General features: G+C 44.1%; 19 protein-coding genes and 1 pseudogene. 15 read left to right on the top strand and 5 right to left on the bottom strand.

The genetic code is table 11. From position 1 onward, the window contains the following. The first annotated feature begins 15 nt into the window (after nt 1-15). From CI597_RS01585 to CI597_RS01570, 4 genes are all read left to right on the top strand, one after another. A complete protein-coding gene (locus CI597_RS01585; RefSeq protein ID WP_034548883.1) occupies nt 16-825 on the top strand; it encodes an amino acid ABC transporter substrate-binding protein in 810 nt (269 codons plus the stop codon). Nucleotides 826-936: 111 nt separating this feature from the next. Further along, nucleotides 937-1,608: an amino acid ABC transporter permease gene (locus CI597_RS01580; RefSeq protein ID WP_024726638.1), complete on the top strand. Its 672-nt coding sequence runs from the start codon at nt 937-939 to the stop codon at nt 1,606-1,608. 12 nt (nt 1,609-1,620) lie between these two features. Next, nucleotides 1,621-2,382 (top strand): amino acid ABC transporter ATP-binding protein, encoded by a 762-nt coding sequence (locus CI597_RS01575; protein WP_006565643.1) that lies wholly within the window; start codon nt 1,621-1,623, stop codon nt 2,380-2,382. A 59-nt stretch (nt 2,383-2,441) separates the two neighbouring features. Next, nucleotides 2,442-3,809, top strand: coding sequence for a citrate/2-methylcitrate synthase (locus CI597_RS01570; protein WP_034548885.1), 1,368 nt, complete (start codon nt 2,442-2,444; stop codon nt 3,807-3,809). A gap of 53 nt (nt 3,810-3,862) precedes the next feature. Here the strand turns inward: CI597_RS01570 and CI597_RS01565 are convergent, their stop codons facing one another. Then, nucleotides 3,863-4,684 carry a DUF6612 family protein gene (locus CI597_RS01565; protein ID WP_024726640.1) on the bottom strand — a complete coding sequence of 274 codons (822 nt, stop codon included), beginning with the start codon at nt 4,682-4,684 and terminating at the stop codon, nt 3,863-3,865. Between the two features lie 135 nt (nt 4,685-4,819). On the opposite strand from CI597_RS01565, the gene CI597_RS01560 reads away from it, so the two are divergent. After that, nucleotides 4,820-5,728 (top strand): alpha/beta hydrolase, encoded by a 909-nt coding sequence (locus tag CI597_RS01560; RefSeq protein ID WP_024726641.1) that lies wholly within the window; start codon nt 4,820-4,822, stop codon nt 5,726-5,728. Nucleotides 5,729-5,750: 22 nt separating this feature from the next. Next, a complete protein-coding gene (locus CI597_RS01555; protein ID WP_024726642.1) occupies nt 5,751-6,842 on the top strand; it encodes a fibronectin type III domain-containing protein in 1,092 nt (363 codons plus the stop codon). 94 nt (nt 6,843-6,936) lie between these two features. On the opposite strand, the gene CI597_RS01550 is transcribed toward CI597_RS01555, so the two are convergent. Together CI597_RS01550 and CI597_RS19325 are read right to left on the bottom strand one after the other, a co-directional pair. Beyond that, on the bottom strand, nt 6,937-7,227 hold the full coding sequence (locus CI597_RS01550; protein WP_024726643.1) for a hypothetical protein: 291 nt from the start codon (nt 7,225-7,227) through the stop codon (nt 6,937-6,939). Continuing rightward, nucleotides 7,218-7,310: a relaxase/mobilization nuclease domain-containing protein gene (locus CI597_RS19325; protein WP_390123427.1), complete on the bottom strand. Its 93-nt coding sequence runs from the start codon at nt 7,308-7,310 to the stop codon at nt 7,218-7,220. The genes CI597_RS01550 and CI597_RS19325 overlap by 10 nt, the downstream gene beginning before the upstream one ends. 648 nt (nt 7,311-7,958) lie before the next feature. Between CI597_RS19325 and licT the strand changes: the two genes are divergently transcribed. The 4 genes from licT to CI597_RS01525 all read left to right on the top strand — a co-directional run bounded on the left by licT (nt 7,959) and on the right by CI597_RS01525 (nt 13,154). Next, complete coding sequence (gene licT / locus CI597_RS01540) at nt 7,959-8,819, top strand: BglG family transcription antiterminator LicT (protein ID WP_024726644.1); 861 nt, start codon at nt 7,959-7,961, stop codon at nt 8,817-8,819. Nucleotides 8,820-8,928: 109 nt separating this feature from the next. Next, complete coding sequence (locus CI597_RS01535) at nt 8,929-10,791, top strand: beta-glucoside-specific PTS transporter subunit IIABC (RefSeq protein WP_024726645.1); 1,863 nt, start codon at nt 8,929-8,931, stop codon at nt 10,789-10,791. Nucleotides 10,792-11,423: 632 nt separating this feature from the next. After that, nucleotides 11,424-12,827: a glycoside hydrolase family 1 protein gene (locus tag CI597_RS01530; protein ID WP_034548887.1), complete on the top strand. Its 1,404-nt coding sequence runs from the start codon at nt 11,424-11,426 to the stop codon at nt 12,825-12,827. A gap of 114 nt (nt 12,828-12,941) precedes the next feature. Beyond that, nucleotides 12,942-13,154: a helix-turn-helix domain-containing protein gene (locus tag CI597_RS01525; protein WP_024726647.1), complete on the top strand. Its 213-nt coding sequence runs from the start codon at nt 12,942-12,944 to the stop codon at nt 13,152-13,154. A 135-nt stretch (nt 13,155-13,289) separates the two neighbouring features. On the opposite strand, the pseudogene CI597_RS01520 reads toward CI597_RS01525, so the two are convergent. After that, a pseudogene (locus tag CI597_RS01520) lies at nt 13,290-13,397 on the bottom strand (TnpV protein); the annotation flags it as partial. Nucleotides 13,398-13,624: 227 nt separating this feature from the next. Here CI597_RS01520 and CI597_RS01510 point away from each other — a divergent pair. Beyond that, entirely contained in the window at nt 13,625-14,548 is a 924-nt protein-coding gene (locus CI597_RS01510; RefSeq protein ID WP_034548889.1) for a TDT family transporter, read from the top strand. Nucleotides 14,549-14,623: 75 nt separating this feature from the next. Here the strand turns inward: CI597_RS01510 and CI597_RS01505 are convergent, their stop codons facing one another. After that, the gene (locus tag CI597_RS01505) at nt 14,624-15,712 is read right to left on the bottom strand and encodes a pyridoxal phosphate-dependent aminotransferase (RefSeq protein WP_024726649.1); all 1,089 of its coding nucleotides are present in this window, start codon (nt 15,710-15,712) and stop codon (nt 14,624-14,626) included. Nucleotides 15,713-15,795: 83 nt separating this feature from the next. On the opposite strand from CI597_RS01505, the gene CI597_RS01500 reads away from it, so the two are divergent. From CI597_RS01500 to CI597_RS01485, 4 genes are read left to right on the top strand one after another with little or no spacing between them, the layout of a single operon-like run. Further along, nucleotides 15,796-19,014, top strand: coding sequence for a DUF5717 family protein (locus CI597_RS01500; RefSeq protein WP_268876099.1), 3,219 nt, complete (start codon nt 15,796-15,798; stop codon nt 19,012-19,014). Next, nucleotides 19,011-20,063: a DUF5716 family protein gene (locus tag CI597_RS01495; protein WP_034548891.1), complete on the top strand. Its 1,053-nt coding sequence runs from the start codon at nt 19,011-19,013 to the stop codon at nt 20,061-20,063. Before CI597_RS01500 ends, CI597_RS01495 begins: the two co-directional genes overlap by 4 nt. After that, entirely contained in the window at nt 20,060-20,860 is an 801-nt protein-coding gene (locus CI597_RS01490) for a tetratricopeptide repeat protein (protein WP_024726652.1), read from the top strand. Before CI597_RS01495 ends, CI597_RS01490 begins: the two co-directional genes overlap by 4 nt. Continuing rightward, nucleotides 20,835-21,830, top strand: a complete 996-nt coding sequence (locus CI597_RS01485; protein WP_024726653.1) for a hypothetical protein — start codon at nt 20,835-20,837, stop codon at nt 21,828-21,830. The genes CI597_RS01490 and CI597_RS01485 overlap by 26 nt, the downstream gene beginning before the upstream one ends. Nucleotides 21,831-21,849: the final 19 nt, after the last annotated feature.

Raw genomic sequence — 21,849 nt, 5'->3', positions numbered from 1 at the left:
CGGAGGAGTTTTAGGATGAGAGTGAAAAAATTATTAGTGCTTTGCGTGAGTGCTGTGCTGGCAGGGTCTATGCTTTTGGCAGGATGTTCAAAGAAAGAAGAAAGTAAGACAGACGAGTCTCTTCAGTATGTAAAAGACAACAAAGAATTAATTCTGGGATTGGATGCCTCTTTCCCTCCTATGGGCTTCACAGATAAGGATCAGAAGATCGTAGGTTTTGACATTGATATGGCAAAAGAAGTTACCAAGAGAATGGGGATCAAATTAAAATTACAGCCGATCAACTGGGATTCCAAAGACCAGGAGCTGCAGGGCAAGACAATCGACTGTATCTGGAATGGCCTGACATACAGCGAAGACAGAGCAAAAGAGATGCTTTGTTCTGAATCTTACATGGATAACCACCAGGTAATGCTCGTACCGGAAAAGAGCAAGATCAAGAGCTTAAAAGACATTAAAAAGCAGCAGGTGGGAGTACAGAAAGGTTCTACGGCGGCAGATGCGGTTGACAAGACAGAAGAATTAAAGAATGCAAAGATTGTTTACTTCGGCAATAACGTTGAGATCTTAAATGACCTTGGAAATGGCTGTGATGCAGCTGTTATGGATGAAGTGGTAGCAAAATATTACGCCAAAAAGGATCCGGGAAAATTCAAGATCTTAAATGACAATTTAAGTACTGAGAAATATGTCATTGGGTTCCGTACCGGAGATGAGAAACTGAAAACCGAAGTGGAAAACCAGTTAAAGGACATGAAAAAAGACGGAACATTGGCTAAGATCAGTAAAAAATGGTTTGGCGAAGATCTGACAACAATCAAATAAGAGACAAGAAGCAAGAGGCTTTTTTCAAAGCCTCTTGATTTTTTCACCAACACAGAAATTAATTTCTGACAAGAAAAATTCCGGAAAATTTATACTTATAGGAGCAAAGAAATGATAGATAGTATCATACAATGGTTTGAAAAACTGCCTGGCATTGCAGATATGCTGTTACATAACGGATTGGATCAGACACTGATCATCTTTTTCCTCACACTGGTCTTCGGTCTGACATTGGGGCTTGTGCTGGCGCTTGGGAGGATGACCAGATTTAAGATCATTCAGCTGCCGGTGCGTTTTTACCTGCTGATCATGAGAGGTACACCGCTGATTCTCCAGTTATACGGATTTTATTTCGGCCTGAATCTGCTTTTAGGCATACGAATCGAGCGAACCATGGCCGCAGTCGTGGCATTTTCCTTAAATTATGCCGCTTATTTTGCGGAGATCTACCGGAGCGGAATCCAGGCAATACCGAACGGACAGTACGAGGCAGCAAAAGTGCTGGGATTCAGTAAGGCACAGACATTTTTTAAGATCATACTGCCGCAGGTAGTCAAGATCATACTGCCGCCTATGGGAAGTGAGTGCATGACTCTTGTAAAAGATACTTCTCTGGCACATGTGATTGGTGTCATGGAAATTTATGTGGTCGCAGCCAATAATATGTCCAGAAGCCGCGGGATGGAATATTTGATCGTGGCAGGTATTTTTTATCTGATCATGAATATGATTGTATCTAAAGTTTTTGGCATCCTGGAAAAACGGATGAGCTATTATCGTTAAGGAGGAAAGAAAATGAGTGTTTTATCTGTGACTAATCTCCAGAAAAATTTTGGAAAGCTGAAGGTCTTAAAAGATATTTCTTTCCAGATTAACGACGGAGAGATCGTGACGATCATTGGTTCCTCCGGTTCCGGGAAATCCACGCTGTTAAGATGTATGAACCAGCTGGAAAAGGTGACGAAGGGAACCATTGAGATCAATGGCCATACGCTGGTATCCATGAACGGAGACACGCCGGAGTATGCGTCAAAAGAGGTACAAAAGAAAATACTGATGGAGACAGGATTTGTTTTTCAGAATTTTAATCTGTTTCCTCATTACAGTGTGCTGAGAAATGTAATGGAGGCTCCGGTACAGGTGGCCGGTATCCCAAAAGAAGAAGCCAGAGAGAAGGCATTTGGACTGCTCAGGAAGCTCGGACTCGAAGAAAAGGCCGATGCCTATCCGTGTGAACTGTCAGGCGGTCAGTCCCAGAGGGTCTCCATAGCAAGGGCGCTGGCGCTGGAGCCGAAAATTCTGTTCTTCGACGAGCCGACTTCTGCACTGGACCCGGAGCTGACCGGAGAGGTGCTGAAGGTCATCAAATCCCTGGCAGATCTGAATATGACCATGGTGATCGTCACCCATGAGATGGCATTTGCGAAAGAGATCTCAGACCGGGTCATCTTCATGGACCAGGGAGTCATCGTGGAAGATGCGGCTCCGGAGGATGTGTTTAACTCAGCCAATGAGCGGACGAGGGAATTCCTCGGAAAGTACCATGATATTGCATAACAGTGCAGTAAACAGGGCTTTTAAATGTTAAGAATCATAGTAAGAAAGGAGCAATCAAGATGATAAAAAATATGCCGAATAAGTTTTCTGAAATTACACCTGAAATTGAAGAACTGGCAAAAAAGTGTGAGAAGAAAATTGATCCCACCCTTTTTGAAAAGTATGATGTGAAAAGAGGGCTGCGGAAACAGAGCGGAGAAGGTGTACTTGCAGGACTGACTGATATTTCGACGATTATGTCCTATATGGTCGAGGACAGAGAGATTGTTCCCTGTGATGGAAAATTATATTATCATGGAATTGACATTGAAGATATTGTCCAGGGATTTATCAAAGAAGAGAGGTATGGATTCGAGGAGACAGTCTACCTCCTTTTATTCGGGGAACTGCCCAATGAGGAACAGCTACAGGATTTAAAACAGCTTCTGGCGGAATACCGTCAGCTTCCGACAAATTTTGTCCGGGACATTATCATGAAGGCTCCGAGCCGGGATATGATGAATACGCTGGCGAGAAGTGTGCTGACGTTATTTTCTTACGATGATAACGCCAGTGATACTTCCATACCAAATGTGCTCAGGCAGTCGCTTCAGCTGATCGCACTTTTCCCTGTGCTCGCGGTTTATGGATATCAGGCATACAGCCATTATGAAAAAGGAGAAAGCTTGGTGATCCATCCGCCTCAAGAGAATCTGTCCACGGCGGAAAACATTCTGTATCTGTTAAGGCCGGACAGCAAGTATACAAAACTGGAGGCAAAAATCCTGGATCTTGCGCTGGTTCTCCATGCGGAGCACGGCGGCGGAAATAACTCAACTTTCACGACTCACGTGGTTTCCTCTTCGGGAACGGATACATATTCTTCTGTGGCAGCGGCGCTGTGTTCTTTAAAGGGACCGAAACATGGGGGAGCCAATATCAAGGTTGTCCAGATGTTTGCTGATATCAAAGAACATGTGAAGGATTGGACGAATGAGAAGGAACTGAAAGGATACCTGACCAGGATCGTGAGGAAAGAGGCCTTTGATAAGTCCGGACTGATCTATGGAATGGGGCATGCGGTCTACTCTATTTCCGATCCGCGGTCAAAGGTATTAAGTTACTTTGTAGAGGGACTGTCAAAAGAAAAAGGAAAAGAAAAGGAATATGCTTTATATACCAATGTAGAAAAGCTGGCCAAAGAAGTCATTGCCGAAGAGCGCAGAATATATAAAGGCGTCAGCGCAAATATCGATTTTTACAGCGGTTTTATTTACAGTATGCTGGATCTTCCTTATGAACTGTATACTCCGCTGTTCGCCATCGCGAGGATCGCAGGATGGAGCGCACACAGGATGGAGGAGCTTGTAAACGGAGGAAGAATCATTCGTCCGGCGTACAAAGGTGTGGCCGGACATAAAAAATATACACCGATAAAAGAACGTTAATAACATGGAAAAGATATGGGCCTGCCGGAGGAATCCGGAAGGCCCGCTGTAATTTACTGTGCAGTTGTTGTGGAAGGCGCCGCGGTCGTTGCAGGAGCTTCCTTATAAGTATCGAGGTCATCAGGAAGTGTTACTTTCACATCTTTTCCGATACTGTTATATTTAACATCAACGATCATTTTGATCTTAAGCTTCGTATCTTCTTTGCTTGAAACAACCATATTGATCTTCTGTGCAGTGATCTCTGAGTCTTTATTGACGGTCATGGTACCGGACATAGAGTCAAACTTTACCTGATCCGCATAATTGGTACTGGAACCTGCAGCGCCTGTGGAATTCATCTGCCCCATCATTTTATTGATGTAGTCGTTGAGTGCTTTCTCTTTAAACTTAAAGGAGATAATATAATTATCATCTTTCTTTTCCATCTTCAGGTCTTTGTAATTGTCAACAGACATATCAAATTGTCCGGTAGAACTTTCCATCTGTTTCTGCATGGCTGTAAAGTCCATTTTCTGTTTCTGTTTCTGACCGGAATAGTTCATATAGTAGTAACCGTCGGCGTAATAGGCTTTGATGACCATATCCTGACCGGCAATCCCCATGGTGAGGTCCATATCCATCTTCATGTCTTCCGATGTCATGTCAGTAGCCTTCATCTTGAGTCCCATGTTCATCTCAAGGCTGGAACTGGTGGATGAAGTACTGCTCATCTTCATTTTGATATTTCCGCTTATATCGGCAGATTTTACCTTGCTCATTTTCTTCGTGGCAGCTTCCAATACTTCCTCGGGAGTTTTCTTCTTACATCCTCCCAGTGTAAAAAGCATCACGGCAGCCAAAGTAAGTGCCAGAACTCTTTTTAATCTCTTCATAACTGTCCTCCTGTGTTCTTAATAAAATTAGAATACATTACAAAATAATTATATCTGTTTTTCTTTCCAAGGTAAAGCAAAACGAGTATAATACATCATAACAAGAAGGTTGAAAACAAATAGGAGGATGGGAGCATGAAAAGAGAATTATATTTAAAATCTGAAGAAGACAGCCACCGTCTCCATGTATTAGCCATAACGCCTGAACATAAGCCTGAGGCAGTGGTCCAGATCTGCCATGGGATGAGTGAGCATAAGGAACGTTATCTTCCGTTTATGGAATATTTGGAAAGCTGCGGTTATGCTGCAGTGATCCATGACCACAGAGGACATGGTAAGAGTATAGTGAGAGCAGACGATCTTGGATATTTTTATGACACCTCCGGACGGGCCGTCGTGGAGGATGCCCATCAGGTTACAGAGTGGATCAAAAAGGAGTTCCCTGGCCTGCCTGTCCATTTATTTGGGCACAGCATGGGTTCTTTGATCGTGCGGTGTTATTTGAAAAAGTATGACTGGGAACTGAGCTCGCTGACCGTATGCGGAAGTCCCAGTAAAAATCCCCTGGCAAAGCCGGCCGCAGGGATGGCAAAGATCGCATGCAGAATCTGCGGAGACCGGAAGAAAGGTTTATTTTTTCATAAACTGGCATTCGGAGCCTTTAAGAAGCAGCTCAAGGACGGCGAATCTTTCAACGGATGGATCAGTTATGATAAAGATAACGTCAGGAAATATGATGAAGAACCGCTGGACGGGTTTGTCTTTACAAACAACGGATTTTTAAACCTGTTTCATCTGATGGATGAGACTTACAGCCGGAGGGGATGGGAGAAGAAAAAGACTGAGCTGCCGATCTTGTTTATAGCAGGAGAAGATGATCCGTGCATTGTATCCCCAAAACAATTCTGGAATGCGGTCTCTTTTTTAAAGGAGCTTGGTTATGCCAATACGAGAGGAAAGCTATATCCCGGATGCAGACACGAAATATTGAACGAAGCGTGTTCCGATCAGATCTATAACGAAATACTCGAATTTATCGAATAAATGAAATAGAGGATACATAATCATGAAAGCAAAGAGAATACTGCTTACAGCACTCTGTATGATGCTGGTATGGGCAGGAGGAGAGAGACAAATTCAGGGAGCATCGAAAAAACCGGGGAAGCCTTCAGGAGTGATGGCCACCGCCGTAAAAAGAAATGTTGTTCTGTCCTGGGTTAAGGGGAAAAAGGCCATAGGGACGGAGATTTACTTGTACGACAAAGAGAAGAAAAAGTACAGAAAAAAGGCTGTCTCAAAGGCATCCAGACATGTGATCAAAGGATTGAAGCCCGGAGTCAATTATCGCTTCAAAGTCCGTTCTTACAGGAAATACAAAAAGAAGGAATATTACAGCGGATTTTCTAAAACAGTTAAGGTATCAATGGCAGCCAGAGGAGAATCTACCATTAAAAATTTCCTGAAAACAGCCGCAGCCCCGGTGGGCACCACCTTATACATCTGGGGCGGAGGATGGAATAAGGCTGATACCGGAACCGGGAATGACGGGAAGAGGATCGGACTTAACGGCGAATGGAACCGGTTTTTCCTGTCACAGAATTCAGGGTATAATTACAAAAAGTACCGCTACCGCAGAGGAAAAGGGCTGGATTGCTCCGGCTTCGTCGGGTGGACCGTATATAATATCAGAAATACGGTGCCGGGCAAAGGCGGTTATGTGAGGAAGGCAAAAGACCAGCCTAAATTATTCGCTCAAAAAGGCTGGGGAACATATAAAATCAAGAGTAAGGTGACAGACTACAAAGCAGGAGATATTATGGGATCTTCAAGCTGCGGCCATGTATGGATCGTTATCGGCTCCTGTAAAGACGGCAGTGTCGTTTTGGTTCATTCCAGTCCGAAAGGAGTGCAGATTTCCGGAACGGCCACACCGGCAGGAAAGAAAAAAAGCCAGGCACTGGCACTTGCCAGAAAATATATGAAAAAGTATCATAGAAAATGGTACAAAAGATATCCGGACTGTTCCAGGGGAAGGAGCTATCTTACCCAGTACGGACAGATGAGATGGGATATTTCCGGAGATCATATTATGGAAGATCCGGAGGGTTATCACAGGAAAAGTGCTGAGGCGATCCTGAAAGATATATATGAAAACTAGAACACAAGGAGGATAAATTTGAAATAAAGAGGTAGTGGATAGAAAAAACAAAAGGGCATAGCGTTCATCAGAGATTCGTCCGTTTATATTATCCTCATAGATTTTCTGGATTCTTCATATATCCATAGGGTGGATTGCTTGTGAGTGGGAAGCCTGCCATTCCTTTATTGCGTAATACGTTCCGAACTTTCTGGCTCATATTTTTGGCGTGCCATTCGTTGAATAAATCCTGCATGGGCACAAGGTCGCTGATGCCTTTGGCAGTGTCAATTTTGTCCATGATGGCGATATACCTCACGTCCAGACGCTCAAAATTTATCTCCAACAACTGCCCGACAAAGTTCATCATTTCCATAAATGCGGGTCTTGTGAACGTCACTCCCAAAAGTCCATCCTGCTTGTCGTCGCGGAGTTAAAGCAGAAATGGTTATGCAGATGTCCTCTGTCAAGGTGGGTAACAACGATTATCTGGTAGCCGTGCCATGCGATATATCCTCCTGTCTTTTTTCTTTTTTCGGGGTAAACAGGGGTGTCCCCTGAGTAAGTCGACGCCCATAAGCGGTGTGGGTTGGGATTATGGCTGACACAATCCTATATCCTTTTCACCTCCGTTCTGGATTCCATTTCTCCTGACTTTTGGATAAATGAAAAAGCCGCTACACCACATCACGGATGACAGGAGAGTATTTCTCCTGCTTTGATTCGTAATGCTATGTAACGGCTTTGAAATTCAAAACCATGCTGCAATACACCAGCCGAAAAGAGCAGCATACTTTCGGTGGCGCTCAGCCTTGTGTGTTGGGTGACATTCCATTCTATAATCTATGTGCTTGTTTCCTGCGTTTCTTAAATTTCTCCTTTGCATACTCATAGGCTTCTTGGATAATTGCGTTTACCGTGGGATGCTGATTTTTGGTTATTGACAAGAATATCAAAATGTGATAGCCTGAATGTAATGAATGAATGAATGACTCCATCAGGATTGTTACTGTGAGGCAGGCAAGACCTGACATTACACGCCGTAACTGAGTGCGTGTAATGGGGGTCTTTTTTTTGTTTTCTCGTCATATTCAGATAAGGAACTTGTAAAGAAACAGATTATCGGGGGAAAGAGAAATGAGTGGAAAGCGATGGATTGTTACAAGTGTGATCAATAACAACGTCGTGAGTGCCAGAAATGAACGTAATCAGGAGAGGATTCTGATTGGAAAAGGAATCGGTTTTCGAATGAAGTCCGGAGACGAGGTTGCTCCGTCAAAAATAGAAAAAGAATTTTTCTTAAAATCCAAAAATGCAGCCGGTAAGCTCTATGCGCTGATTGCGCAGACACCGGAAATATATATGGAAATTACATCTGAAATTGTAAAGATGGCAGAAAAAGAGCTGGATAAAGAACTGGATGAAGCGGTATTTCTGCATTTAATGGATCATATATCGTTTGCTGTTTCCCGTATGAAACAGGGCATTGCTTTTAAATGCGTGTTATTATGGGAAATACGAAGTTTTTATCCAAAAGAATTTGCTGCTGCCAAAAAGGGGTTAGAGCTGATCAATGAAAAAACGGGGGTTGACCTTCCTGAGGATGAGGCGGGCGCGATGGCGATCCATATCATCAATGCGGAGTTTGATTATGAGAATGTGAATGACTCTGTGAGAATGACGGAGCTTATTCATAAAATTATAAATATTGTACGTTACCAGTACCATATGAATTTTGATGAAGAATCTGTACATTCTGTCCGGTTTACCACGCATTTGAAATTTTTTGCCAAAAGAATTTTTCAGGATAATATGCTGGATAGTGACGATTCTGAATTTCATGAAATGATCCGCAAAGAGTACGCAGAGGCTTATATGTGTGCGGAAAAAATAGCAAGGGTCATTTCGGAGGACTATCAGCTGACCGTTACGGAAGAAGAAAAAATCTATCTGGCTGTATATATCCACAGAATCACTATGGCGGAAGGAAAAGAATAAAGATTGGGAAATTGGGAAAGGACGGTTTACTGCAGGAGCTGGAATTTCTCTTCCAAAATACAGAGCAGCAGAAACCTGCTCCAATTTCATAACGTTAGGGAGGTATTATATGAATCATAAAAAATTAGCGGCCGATATTTTACAGCTTGTAGGCGGTGATAAAAACATAGCCAGTGTTACAAATTGTATGACACGGCTTAGATTTCATTTAAATGATGTAAAAAAAGCAGACGTAGAAGCTATAAAAAAATTAAAGGGTGTTCAGGGCGTTGTAACGAAAAACGGACAGTTTCAGATTGTCATCGGAACAGATGTGGGAAACGTCTGTGAGGAAATCCAAACACTGGGTGATTTCGAAGAGAATGCAGCTGCTGGCAATGAAGAAAAAAAAGGTATAATTGCATCCTTTTTTGGCACATTAACAGCAATTTTCCAACCAGTGATTCCGGCGCTTGCCGGCTCTGGTATGATCAAGGCGCTGCTTGCTTTAATGGTGGCATTTAAATTAGTAGATAATGCTTCCCAGACTTACCAGATCTTCTCTGCGTTTGGCGATGCGCTGTTTTATTTCTTGCCGTTTATTCTGGCGTTTTCCGCAGCGAAGCGATTTAAATGCAACCCATATGTGGCTGCAGTTCTGGCAGGCGTACTGTTACATCCTTCTTTTACCGGATTAAATACCGGTGATGCGGTAAAACTGTTTGAGATTATTCCGGTAACAATGATCTCTTACAGCGGAAGTGTTGTTCCGATTTTACTGATCGTATGGGTACAGTCTTATATAGAACGTTTTGCAAATAAAATATCTCCGAAACCGGTTAAAATTTTCCTTGCGCCAATGATTACCGTTATTGGAACGGGCATTGTGGGAATTGTGATCGCAGGACCCCTTGGAAATCTGGTTGGTCAGGTGATCGCAGTTGGGTTTAACTGGTTAAATGAGTATGCAGGCTGGGTGATTCCTGTTTTGATGGGTACTTTCTGTCCATTCTTCATTATGACAGGTATGCATTACTGCTTTGCGCCGATTCAGACAATTCAGTATGCAACACTGGGATATGGTACAATTCTGGGCCCCGGCATGCTGGCATCCAATATTGCTCAGGGAACAGCAGCGCTTGTTGCAGGTTTTCGAAGTAAAAATAAAGAATTAAAACAGCTTGGTATTTCTTCCGGTGTTACAGGTTTGATGGGTATTACAGAACCGGCTTTATATGGTGTAAACCTCAGATTAAAGAAACCATTATATGCATCTATGATCGGCGGCTTTGCGGCGGGTCTGTACGCAGGTATCACAGGAATTCATACATTTTCTTCTACTACAGCAGGTATTTTTGCACTTCCGGTATATATTGGAGGCGATGGTTTTAATAATGTGATCAATGCAGGGGTTACCATTGTGATTTCTATCGTTGTAACAGCAGCCGCAACATTGATCATTGGATTTGAAGATCCGAAGGAGGAAGAGGAGCGGGAAGATCTCCCGGATAGAAGTATTGAGCCGGAAAGATCAGATAAAGCGGTCAAAATCTCGATAGATTCTCCATTAACTGGAAATATCATTCCTCTTAAAGAGGTGAAGGATGAAGTGTTTTCCAGCGGAATTGTGGGCAAAGGTGCGGCAGTAGTGCCGGAAAAGGGAGAAGTGGCAGCTCCTGAAGATTGTGTGGTAGAATCCATTTTTGACACAGGTCATGCAATTGGGTTAAAAACAATGGACGGAGTGGAGCTTTTGATCCATGTTGGTCTGGATACTGTGGAGTTAAAAGGAAAATATTTTGAGGTACATGTAAAACAGGGTGAAAAAGCAGCCAGGGGACAGCTGCTGATATCCTTTGATATTCAGGGGATCAAGGAAGCGGGTTATGATGTTACGACTCCGATTGTTGTGGCTAATACGCCGGACTATCTGGACGTATTAGCGAAAAAAGTGGGAAAAGCCGGAGAAGATCTGATTACGATTTTAAAATAAGGAGCATTCCCGTAATTCATAAATCTCGTCAATGGACGAGAAAAGAACCTCACAGTATAATTAAGATATCATCTTACAACTTTAGTGGTAGGAATAGATATTGGAAGTGAGACTCACTTTGCCAGAGGTTTTGAATGGCGGGGATGTGAACTGACCAAGAGAGTTCTTAAATTTAGCAGTGACATCTATGGTTTACAAAGTAACTGTAAACAGTAAAGCGTCCGCCAAGTGCTTGGTGCTGTGAGCAGGAATGTAAGTACATGATACAAAGCAGAGCCAGAATAGCTGCGCTGGATTTTATCCGTAGGGCATGACCCTGTCAAGGAGCATAGGCAGCACCCAACTATAGATAGACAGAACGAAGGAATTTAGGACCCGGATGGAATGTTTGGTGATCCTGTTAGACATGGGAGGTTTGTTACTGTAGGAAAGATGGGAATGAAGAATGGCCTTCATAAAAGAGCAAGACGTTTATTTTTTTGCACCCTTTTTTACCTGAAATCAAGCACAATAATGCAGATTTCCATCTATATGGCTTTGAATTGTAACTTATACAGAACTATTAACTTTTGACAAAAGGGCTAAAACAAAGGCTTTTTTGTGCAAAATCAATAAAAAGAAATAGAGAGATTATGAGTTTTCAAAAAGATTTTTTGTGGGGCGGCGCTTTGGCGGCAAATCAGTGTGAAGGTGCATATCTGGAAGATGGAAAAGGTCTTTCCATTCAGGATGTTATGCCAAAGGGTGTTGCAGGGCCGGTATCAGAACAGCCTGTTCCTGAAAATTTAAAATTAATAGGAATTGATTTTTATCATCGCTATGAAGAGGATATTCGTCTGATGGCGGAGATGGGATTTAAAGTGTTCCGTATGTCAATCGCATGGAGCCGGATTTTCCCAAAAGGTGATGAAGAACAGCCGAACGAAAAGGGATTGGAGTTTTATGACCGTGTTTTCGATACCTGCCGTCTTTATGGGATCGAACCCATGGTAACGCTTTCTCATTATGAGACGCCGCTTTATCTGGCAAAAACATATGATGGCTGGAGGAGCCGCCAGATGATTACCTTTTTTGACCGTTATTGCCGGACAGTGTTTGAACGGTATCAGGATAAGGTAAAATATTGGATGACCTTTAATGAGATTAATGCATTATGGCATTTTCCACTTATGGGAGCCGGAATTTGGACACCGAAGGAACAGCTTACGGAGCAGGACAAATACCAGGCGGCACACCATGAGTTCGTTGCCAGTGCATTAGCTGTTAAGCGGCTCCATGATATGATTCCTGATGCAAAAATGGGATGTATGGTTTTAGGTGCGTTGAGCTATCCTATGACGCCAAAACCGGATGATATGATTGCCATGATGGAGGCTGACCGTAAGGTAATGTTCTTCTCAGACGTGCAGACCCGGGGATATTATCCGTCCTATATCAAAAAGTATTGGGAGAAAAACGGAATTTGTATTCAAATGGAATCCGGGGATGAAGAACTGCTGAAAAATACGGTAGACTATGTTTCCTTCAGCTATTATATGAGTAAATGCACAGCTGCGGATTGTTCCTTGTATTCCAAAGGTGCAGGAAATCTGACCAGCGGCGTTAAAAATCCATATTTACCAGAAAGCGAATGGGGCTGGCAGATCGATCCCCAGGGTCTGCGCTATACATTGAATTATTTCTATGATCGTTACCAGAAGCCGTTATTTATTGCAGAAAATGGTCTGGGAGCAAATGATCAGCTGGTAGACGACGGACAGGGTGGATATACAGTCAGGGACGATTACCGGATTGAATATCTGAGAAATCATTTAAAAGAAGTGGAAAAAGCTTTGGATGATGGTGTAGATGTCATGGGTTATGCGGCATGGGGCTGTATTGATGTGGTCAGCGCCTCCACGGCACAGATGAAAAAGCGGTATGGTTTTGTATATGTGGACCGGAATGAGGATGGAAGCGGAAGCCTGACACGTTATAAAAAGAAAAGTTTTTACTGGTATCGTGATGTGATCTCTTCCAACGGAGCGTCATTGTAAATTCTGATTCCTTACATAAATCTCACAGGGTGTTTCAACGGACGGCGTATGGTCCCTTTGAAATACCCTGTTTTTTTTCCTGCGATAATAGAAAAAAAGTAAAGAAGGGCTGACATGATTAAGTATGACAAACTTTGGGAAACAGCAGAAAAAAGGGGAATCACAAAATCCATACTGACTAAAAAGTATAATGTAAGCAAAGCTCAGCTTTACCGTTTAAGATACAATCAGCCGGTAAGCACGAACACGCTTGACCGCCTTTGTAATATTTTGGAGTGTGATATTAGCGACATTATGGAACATATACCAGATGATAATTTCTTTTAAACGGTAAATTTCTTGTTTATAATTATGGATAGGCGGATAAGCGTTTTTTTGGCTTATCTGCCTTGATTGCTATAAGGCAAAACAGACTTTTGCTGTCTGTTTTGCTGCTTGTATTAGTTACAGGATAGTAGGTTATGCCTGTCTGTCAATGTTTGCAAGGTAGGCGTCCAGTCTGTCGCTTGTAAGAAGATTGGTGTATGTAACTTTGCGGTACTGTTTCAGATAATTCAAATGTCGCAGCAGTCATGTTTAGCAAGCCAGTCACACAACTCTTGCAAACCTTTTGTGAAGGAAGAAAAGCGAGCTTGCTTATACTCTGTACGACCATAGGAATCCATAATGCAAATACAGGCATAGATCCAGGTCTTATAAGAAGATAATATCAGAAGGAAGATAGATTAAAAAAGCGAAAGTTAGCCAACATGTTTCATGACGTATTGGTGCCTTTCGCAGAAAGGTGGATTATAAAAATGAAAAACACGATAGAGAGAATACCTTTGCCTTTAGCGGGGCCGATGCTCGGTTTTGCCGCCATGGGAATCATGATAGAAAATTATTCTGTAACTTTAAAGTCAATCTGCGGAGCCATGGCCGTCTGCCTGCTGATCCTTTTGCTGGCCAAGATCGGGACTTGTCTCGACATGGTGAAAGAAGAACTTGAAGATCCGGTCAACTGCAGTATTTCGGCTGCATTTTCCATGGGCCTGCTTGTCCTGACCGCCTATATCAAGCCTTATGTGGGAGATGCCGTTTCTATCTTGTGGATTCTTGCGCTGGCAGTGCATGTGTATCTTTTGGTATATTTTAACGGACACTTCATATATTACAAGTTCAACATTAAAAATGTATATGCAAGTTTTTTTATCTTTTATGCCGGACTGGCGATGAGCAGCATGACGGCTCCCAACGTCGATATGAGAGAGATCGGCCGCTGGTTTTTCTGGGCAGCCCTTCTGTTTACGGTGATCATTGCTGTACCGATCATAAAGCGGTATACAGCAGTAAAAGAAATACCGGAACAGTATCAGCCTCTGATCTGTATCTTTGCGGCACCCGCAAGCCTTCTGCTGGCAGGGTACTTAAACTGTTTTGAAAAGCCCGTGGCATGGCTGGTGATCGTGCTTACGGTTTTATCTGTGGTTCTATATGTATTTGTGCTTGCGATGGGATTAAAATATATCGTCATGCCGTTTACAGCGTCATTTGCCGCTTATACATTTCCGTTTGTGATCAGTGCGGCAGCATTAAAAGAAGCTTTTATCACACTGAGCCAGTGGGGATATCCGGTGACCTATTTAAAATGGATCGTAGATTTCCAGACCGTGCTCTCGGCAGCTCTGCTGATCTATGTGACACTGCAGTTTCTAAAATATATATTCTATGCCAAACAATAAAGACATTCAACGATCGTTTTTTAGCACTATTGAAGGAACGCATTTCAAAGCGTGACGGAAATAGTGCTAAAAAACTCATTTGTGCAGAAGGGTGTCCAGCAGTGCATTATTTTCCTCTGCTTTTCGGAAGCAGAATCTGATATATTCCCCGTCAAGCCCTTCAAAGCTTGAGCAGTCACGGATCATCAGCCCCTTTTTGATGCAGCGTTCAAACATTTCATGGGAGGCGGTGCCGTCCATCAGGCGGACAAGCAGGAAATTGGCATAGGATGGATAAATCTTAAAGAAGGGGGTGCCTGAAAGTCTGTCTGTACATTTTCTGCGTTCTTCTGCGATGTAAGCCTTTGTCTTTTTAATATAGTCTGTATCCATGAACATTGCTTCGCCGGCAAGTGCCGCAAGAGTATTGATACTCCATGGATTTTTTCTGTCCTCCATTGCCCTGATAAAATCCATGTTTCCGCTGATCCCGTATCCGAGGCGGATACCCGGTGCGGCAAAGAATTTTGAAGTTCCACGTAAGACAAATAGATTGTCAAACTTACGGGTCAGGGGTACGGCAGTGACAGCATCCATGTCCGGTGCAAACTCTACATAAGTCTCGTCCGCCAAAACAAAAATGCCGTGTTTTTTACAGTGGGAAAGGATTTCCGAGATTTCGTCCTTGTTTAATGCACTGGATGTGGGATTGTTTGGATTGCAGAATGCGAACAGATCTACATCACCGGTGAGAGAGCGCTTCAAGTCTTCAATATCCAGACGAAAGTCAGAGGATTCCTGAAGGTTATACTCCAGGCAGGTTCCGCCGATCATCGAGATTTCCCGCATGTATTCAGAGTAAGTCGGGGACAGCAGCAGGGCTTTTTTCGGACGTTTCAGGTGCATGGTCAGGCTGATCAGCTCAGTCACTCCATTTCCGACAATGATATGTTCCATGGGGATCTGGGCGTACAGGCTCAGGGTAGAGCGCAGGGATTTGTAGTCACGGTCGGGATACGTGCAGACAGCATCCACATGACGGATCAGGTTTTCCCGGAACAGTGGGGAGATCCCAAGAGGATTTACATTGCCTCCGAAAGGAATGATGTCTTCTTTTTTGATTCCATATATTTCTTCTGCTTTTTCTAAGTCGCTTCCGTGGAAGACTTGCTTCTTTTTTGACATAGTTTCACCTTTCTTTATCTTTTATATTTTGTCGAAGTTTGCTATAATATTACGGAGCAGAGGTCAAAGGACGTGAAGTATCCATGACCTCTGAAATACAGAATTATATTACAGTCCATTATAGACCAAATACCCTGAGACCACCAGTCTTAAAATCGGAGGAACCCATGACAGAAAAGATGAAGCAGTTCGTACAAATTGTACAGGAAGATGAACAGTGGGCAAAGACCCTCTTTTTTTCTGAGGCCTTCAAAAATGAGTATTTGGAGGAGAATTCCAGGGAAAAAGAAATTTATCATCAGCTCCTGCTAGGCCGAAACCGGGGCCAGATCTTTGAAGAGTTTTTGATCTGTATCGGGGCAAAAGAACCTGCGGTGCTGAGACCGGAAAAGGTTGCGTATGAGATCCGCCGGGTGAATGCCGTTGAGCCTCTGTATGTAAAGATTCACAAAGAGGGCAGCGGCTATGTCCAGGGGAAGATCCGTCTGGATTCCACGTTTCTGTCTCTGGAAAAGACAGAATTTTCAGAAGAGGATTTTGTGCAAGGGGTACTGACCATTCCGGTGCTGTTTTCGGATGCAAGGGAAGAAAGCCGGGGAATCCTCACAGTTTCTGCCCCGTACAGCAGCTGTCAGACAGATATTCTGTTCAATGCAGAGAAAGAGAGGAACGACGGGGTTTGGAATCTGTCCGATCAGATCTTCGATGCGTATATGGAATTTTGCCTTGGCAGATGTCATGTCACGGAGTTTGCGGAAAAGGAAATGAATCTGACCGCACAGATGGAGGGAGAGGCATCCTTAGAGATACTGAGGACTCTCTTAAACCTGCACTGTCATATTGTTCTCGGCGCAGAGGAAGCGATCGAGAGAGGCTTTGCAAGACTTGAGCCGAATATGAGCGAGGTTCAGTCAGATCATTTTTACTATGGCTACTATTTATATTTGAAAGCGCTTTATTTAAAGACACCGGATCAAACAGAGTATGCAAAGGACCGGATTCATGAGCTCTTTCAGGAAGCGGACGATCAAAAGGGATATCTGCTGTGGATGCTGATTTATCTGGACGAAGAGCTGGCATATGATTTCGGACTTCAGCTTCAGAAGATAAAAGAAGTCTATGAAACAGGCCAGTGCAGCAGTTTTTTATGGTTTGAGGCTGTCAGCATTTGGAACCAGGATCACAGCAGGGCAAAAAAGATCACTGATTTTGAGAGAGAGATCATTCATTTCGGCATTTGCCGGGACCTGTTTGGGAAAAGCATGAAAAAACACATTTACGGTCTTGTGCTGAAAGAAAAAGGTTTCTCGGAGGAGCTGCTTTGTGATTTAATACTGTCCTTTCAGAGAGAAGAGTCCAGGGAAGGGCTCCAGGCGATCTGTTCTATGCTGATCCGGGGAAACTGTATTGATGAGTGTTTTCATATATATTTTAAAAAAGCTGTCCGGGCGGGGATTCAGATGATCGGACTCCAGGAATCTTACCTTCGTACGATTCCAAAGGACCGGTATCCGTATCTTGAGAAGAATGTACTGCTGTATTTTTCGTACAGCAACAGTTTAAGCAGCCGGGAGAGAGCTTACCTGTATGCCAATCTTGTTAAGAACCGGAGAAAATATGAGGCAGTATTTCCATCTTTTGAGCCGCAGATTGAAGAATTTCTCTTAGAACAGCTGGCAGAAGGCAGGATCAATACCAATCTGTTTATTCTTTACCAGGCCTTCTTTGACCGTCTTTTGGAAGGGATGAAGGGCAGGGCCGGAATCGCAGGTATTATGGCGAAGCAGAAATTGATCTGCAGGAATCCGGCGGTGGAAAAGGCTGCCGTCTATCATCAGGAGTTAAAAGAAGTTCAGAATGTTTCTCTGGAGAACGGAGAAGTTTATGTGACGGTCTACAGCGACCCTCTGGTCGTGTTTATGGATCAGGAGGACAACCGCTATCTGTCCCTGGAATATGAATTTTCAAAGCTGTGGACGAGGGAGCAGGAGGAAGCCGTATTTTCGGGGCTTGGCAGGAGAAATGAAGCATATCTGATCCGCAGAAGCCTGGTCTTTGCACAGAAGGCAGAATATGAACCCGGAGATATTCCGGATGTGAGGGCTGTCCTCGAGTGTCAGAGTCTGAAGGAAGAATACAGGCACAGATTATTTGAAAAGCTTCTGGACTATTACTGGAAGCATGGAGAGCAGGAACAATTAGAGCAGGCGCTGTCTATGGTCCAGTGGAAATTTCTTTCAGACGAAAACTGCAAGCAGATGCTGGAGTATTTCATTGCTGGCCGCCACTACAAAGAAGCGATGAAAGGCATGGAGATCTTTGGATTTGATTTCATGGACCCGGAGCCGTTAAAAGAGGTCGTCCTGCATGAACTCACATCCCGCAGCCGGAAGAGGGTGCAGACTTTGATCGATATGTGCCTGGCGGTTTTCAGGGGACAAGTATACAACAGCGAAATCCTTGCATATCTGGAACGTTTTTTCAGGGGAGAACTGGATCAGATGCGAAAGATCTGGAAACAGGGAGACAGACACAAAATATATGATCAGCAGTTTACGGAGCAGCTTCTTGATATGGCCGCCGGGAAAGGCGCAGGGTGGGAGGACCTTCCTGTCTTCTTATCTTATGTTGAGAGGGATTTCAGAGACAGAAAGCTGATCAAGAAATTGGCGGGCCAGTTTGCAGAACTGTCTTATGAAGAAGGAATACACGTATCGGATGAGTTTTATCCGATCCTGGGAAGGCTGATCGATCAGGGAAATTTAAATCTGATCTGGCAGTGGGCTTATCTGGATTTTTACAAAGATAAAGAATTATCAGAAGAAGTAAGAGAAAGGATCAAAAAGCTTATTGAATGGCAGGAAGACCGACGCTGTATTCTGCCGGTGCTTTTAGAATATAAGGAGCAGATATCTCTCCCGTATGAGTGCTATACTTATACTTATGTAGTTTATACGGGAGAGAAAGCAAGCGGTATGGTATTTCACTATGCAGAAAACAGGTCGGAGCCGGCCAGAGAGATTCCTATGAGAGAACTGCTGCCGGGGTATTATGTGGCCGAAGTGCTGATTTTTGCCGATGAGTCGGCAGATTATTATGTGACAGCACCGGGAGAAGAGAGACGCAGGAGAAAAGATATCGTCTTTCTCGACCATTCTGGCAGGAATCAAAAGGGAAGATTTTATCAGCTGAATCACATGCTGAAGGAAAAACAGAGGGAGAGCGTAGCCATGGAGATGGAAATCTACGCGTATGAAAAGGCAATGACGGATCTGATCCGTCCGATGACAGAGGATCTATGATGAAAATAGGCATACAGATAGAACAGAGAATGATATATCAGTGTTCCGTAACGGATGGAAAGATCGTGGAAGAAGAACCGAAAAAGTTTTCCGGGGACTGGACGGATTATGTGCGTGAGGAATCGGAAAAGCATGCGGATACGTCCAATCTGTTTATGGGCATCATTTTGGAGGACCCGGAGGAGGACTTGGCGGCAAAAGCCGCGGAGCTTAGGAAAGAGTTGGGATTTTCGGAGGAACAGCTGAAGCTGCTTACGAAGGAGGCGGCCTTTCTGGGACTTGCGGGGGAACGAAAGGAACAGCTAGATCAGGGAGCTGTGGGGCTGTTTGACTATTCCGGTCAGAGATTGTTTTATTATCTGGTAAAAAAGCAGAATGGGCAGCTGCTCGTAGAGAGAGAAGACTATTCTGCTTTTATGAGAAACACCCGGCTGCCCCATCAGAAAGACATGGCATTTGAGAACGCCGCCGTCCAGGCCATATCCCAGGAGGTTACTTCTTTAGTTTATTTGTACGGCAGAGGATTTGACGGCGGATGGCTGAAAAGTGCTGCGGCAAAGCTGTGTGCGGGACGGCGTGTGTTTATGGGAGATCATGTGTACGCGACAGGGGCCGTCTGTCTGCTGGGAAGAAAAAATGCGGCGGATCTTGACTCTGCTGTGATCCTTACCGACACGGTTATGATGTACCAGATCGGCGCCATGGTATGGAACCACGGCAAAGAAGAATTTCTGCCGGTCATAAAGGGAGGAAAGCCATGGTTTGAGAGCCGGGGAAATATGACGGTACTGGTTGAGACAGCGGCATCTATTCCTGTGGAGATCAAACCCCTGTTTCCCGGCAAGGGTGACAGAATGCGGTTTCCGATTTCCTTAAAAGGCCTTAAAAAACGTCCGGGGCGTGCTACAAAGCTGAAGATTGAAGCTGAGTGCACCGGGGAGACAAAGTGCAGGATCAAGATCACGGATCTGGGGTTTGGAAAATTATATCCTTCTACACACCAGGTATTCCAGCAGGTGATTTCATGGGAGAGGAGGGGACAGCCATGAGAATGGTATTATGTGAAACGGAGGAGAGCAGGCGGACTTACACGCTGAATTCCTTTGGACAGACCATTTCTTCCTATGAAGAATTATGTTATATTATTTCAGGACAGTATTTATATTTTCTGACAGAAGGAATCCCGGAAGGAATGAGAGAGTGGATCGAAGAAGAACTCGGTCTGGTTCTGCCGGCAGAAGAAGAGACAAAGAAGCAGCTGGAGCACATCATCGGCTACCGGAATTATTTTACGGTTCCCGAGCAGAGAATGCTGGTCCAGAAGATGCGCACGGCGTATCTATACTCCTCTGTGCGAAAGCACAAAATGCTCGGCGACTTATATCTGAAACATTCCAGATATCTGAGCGCCTATCACGCATATCAAAAGTCGCTTTCCGGGCTGATGCAGCTGAAGACAAAGGAACAGCAGGAGGTCCTGTATCACACAGGACTCTGCCTGACCCGGATGTTTCGCTTTCAGGAGGCAAAGGAGTTTTTCAAAAGGAGCTGTCGCCTTAAAGAGAATAAGAAATGCCAGGAAGCATATTTCATAGTCTCTTATATGCATGGAGATTACCAGAAGTTTTTGGAGGACGGCAGAGCACTTTCCTTTACAGAAGAACAGCTGAGCGAGATCCATGAAAACATCTCAGGTATGGAGGAACGGTTTTCCGGAAGCGAGGAATCCACAGCACTTAAGAAGATTGACTATCACAGAAAGAAACCCGATGACCTGATGACCAGAAGGCTTACCTGGTCGATGCTGGAACGGTGGAAAAATGAGTACAGAAGAGAGATTGTCTGAAATTGAATATCAGAAAAAACGGATGGAATTAAATCGGCGTTTTGTGGAAATGTATGAAGATGAGGTGTCTTATATTCTGGAGCAGAAGGAAGATATCGAGATCATGGAGAAGCTTTCCGATGAAGAAGCAAAGCTGATCAGTGAGGAGGCCAGAAAATACAACCGCATCTTTGCCAGGATTTTTTATGATTCCGCAGGCGGACGAGTCTCCGATGAGGAATTTCTGCCCCTCTGGGAGAGGGAAGGGGAAATAAGGCAGGGTCTGTCCCGTATCCAATCCCTGGAGGGTGAAAAAAAGCAGATCGAGAAGGAGATCTCAGTCCAGGAAGACGAAGAACGTGATCTGAAGAGAAAAGAGCGTGAGTTTCATGGGAAGTTCATCAACAGGAGGGCCTATTTCCTTTCTTCGCTGATCATGGCTCTGACTGCTGCGGGACTCGGCACGGCGGCAGTTTTTTATTTTGAGCTCCGACTGAGCGTATCCCTCTGGCCGGCAGCGGCAGCGGTGCTCGGTGCGGCTGTGATCCTTCTGATTCTCAGGACAAGAAAGAAAAAGGCGGCAGAGAAAAAGAAAATGTATCGTATGGTGAGAAGCCACAAAGAGACTTCGGGACGGCGGCTCAGATCGGAGTATGATACGATTGTCAATGATCTGGAGTTTTGCAGGGAGAAATATCAGGTGCTGTTTGGATATATTTCCGAAGAACAGTGGAAATTATTCGAGTTTTGTGCTAAAGTTGCAGCGGAATTAAATTGCAGTGAAGAACTTTCCGCCCAGAGGAAGACATTTGTCCTGGCCATGGAGCAGTGCAGAATGCATGCACCTCAGGCCTGGTGTTATTATCCAAAGGCAATTTATGATATACCGAAAAGGATCAAACGGATGGAATGGCTGTCCGGCCGTCAGAACATCTGCGAGCAGGCAATGGTGCAGCATGAGCGGGCGATCCGCAACAATCTTTTAGAATAATATATAAAAAGTAGGAGAT

The sequence above is a fragment of the Anaerostipes hominis (ex Lee et al. 2021) genome (assembly GCF_002270485.1).
Lineage (GTDB): Bacteria > Bacillota > Clostridia > Lachnospirales > Lachnospiraceae > Anaerostipes > Anaerostipes hominis.
Note: the sequence above shows the minus strand (reverse complement) of the source record. Positions and strands in the feature narration are given on the sequence as shown.